Source organism: Pseudarthrobacter sp. AB1, from assembly GCF_014926485.1.
Taxonomy (GTDB): domain Bacteria; phylum Actinomycetota; class Actinomycetes; order Actinomycetales; family Micrococcaceae; genus Arthrobacter.
Genome location: NZ_PZKO01000062.1, coordinates 1 through 1,966 on the forward strand (window position 1 = coordinate 1; position 1,966 = coordinate 1,966).

The 1,966-nt window shown below is 62.9% G+C and carries 1 protein-coding gene; it reads right to left on the reverse strand.

The annotated features are described in order from the left end of the window. Window positions 1–453 precede the first annotated feature (453 nt). Window positions 454–1,590, reverse strand: coding sequence for an IS701 family transposase (locus DAD99_RS17470; protein WP_193342528.1), 1,137 nt, complete (start codon window positions 1,588–1,590; stop codon window positions 454–456). Window positions 1,591–1,966: the final 376 nt, after the last annotated feature.

Below are 1,966 nucleotides of genomic sequence, written 5' to 3' on the forward strand. Positions count from 1 at the left end.
AGGCCGGCGGCATACTGCAATTTGGGCTGATAGACGTTGAGGTACATCCGGTCGATGCACTCAACTTCGAACTTCACATGCCCGGACAAGACATCTGCTACGGTGCGCGCTATCGTCATCACAAGCTCCGGTCGGTGATCAGGAGGCCGAAAGGCCCACCACTGCTACGGCAGTCATACACCCGCGACAATTCAACTGTCACGGATCACCCTGCCCGACCGGAGCCCTCACCACCCAGGTGAGACAACATGCCTTGTCGGGCTGGGGCGAAGCCCCGCTGGTACTACAGTCGCGTTTATGGGGTGTGTCCGCGGGCTTTGTAATGACTATGTCGTGCGCGGTGTTGGTGTTTTCGTCGCCAGGTTGAGTGTTGCAAGACGTGGTTTGGGCTGGTGGAGCGGTGCCAGACGAGCCGGACGAGCAGCCGCCTGATTTCGGGCAGCGAGAGCCGGATCAGTTCCGCGTCTCCGGCGGCTGGGCCCCTTTTTTGGAGCGGATCACGGTCAGGAAGGCCTGGGCGAACATGGAGAGGGTGATGTGCCGGTACCAGCCGGTGTATTGGCGGACCTGGTAGTGGTCCAGCCCGGTTTCGCCCTTGGAGGTTTGGAAGGTTTCCTCGATCGCCCAGCGGGCGCCGGCGATCCGCACCAGCTCGGCGAGAGAGACCCGGTTGGGGCCGTGACAGATGTAGTAGGCCAGGTCGGTCGGGTCTTTCAGGGACCGGCGGCCCAGCAGCCAGTGTTCTCCGGTTTCGGCGGGTCCGTTGATGCGGGTCCGTGCCCAGGAGTAGCGGCGGTCGCCCTTGGTTCCGGCCCCGGCGGTGCGGGTCCGCCAGGTGTTGGCCCGCAGGGAAGTGATGAGTTTATCGGCGCGCCATTGCTCGCCGATCCCGGCGGTGGGGGCGATGACGTTTTGGTTCATGGGCACGGCCAGTACGTAATGCAATCCTCTGGCTTCCAGGCGGCGGCGCAGCCCTGTGTGCTGTCCGTAGACCGCGTCCCCGGTGGCCCAGCGGGCAGGGATCCCGGCATCCAGGGCGCGGTCGATCATGTCCGCGGCCAGTACCGGTTTCGTGGCGAATTCCCGGTCTTCAGGGATCCCGGCCCGGGTGCATCTCTCCCGATCATCGGCCCAGGTTTTGGGCAGGTAGAGTTCCCGGTCCAGCAGGGTGCGCCCGGCCGGGGCGGAATAGGTCAGGAACACCCCGATCTGGCAGTTCTCCACCCGCCCGGCGGTGCCCGAATACTGGCGTGCGACCCCGGCTGAAGCGGCGCCCTTCTTGAGGAATCCGGTCTCGTCGATGATCAGGATCCCGTCGGGATCGCCCAGATGGCGGTTGACGTAGGTGAACAGGTCATCCCGCACAGCATCCGGGTCCCAGTCGGTGGTGGAGAGCAGGCGCTGCATGCCATCCGGGGTACCGTGCCCGGCGCGTTCAGACAGGGTCCAGGAATTCTTACGTTCCTCATCCGAAAGGAGCCCTCGCACATACCCCACAGCATTCCGCCGTGGTTCGGACCGGACAAACCGCTGCCCAATCAGATCGCCGATTTCTTCCAGACCTTCGGCCCACTCTTCTACGTCCGCCACACAAATATCATCACTCACCACCAACGATTAACAGGCCCCAAGCGGAAAGTCCGATTAAACCGCCGACGCAGCCCAAAATAAACGCGACTGTAGTACCAGCGGGGCTTCGCCCCAGCCCGACAAGGCATGTTGTCTCACCTGGGTGGTGAGGGCTCCGGTCGGGCAGGGTGATCCGTGACAGTTGAATTGTCGCGGGTGTATGACTGCCGTAGCAGTGGTGGGCCTTTCGGCCTCCTGATCACCGACCGGAGCTTGTGATGACGATAGCGCGCACCGTAGCAGATGTCTTGTCCGGGCATGTGAAGTTCGAAGTTGAGTGCATCGACCGGATGTACCTCAACGTCTATCAGCCCAAATTGCAGTATGCCGCCGGCCT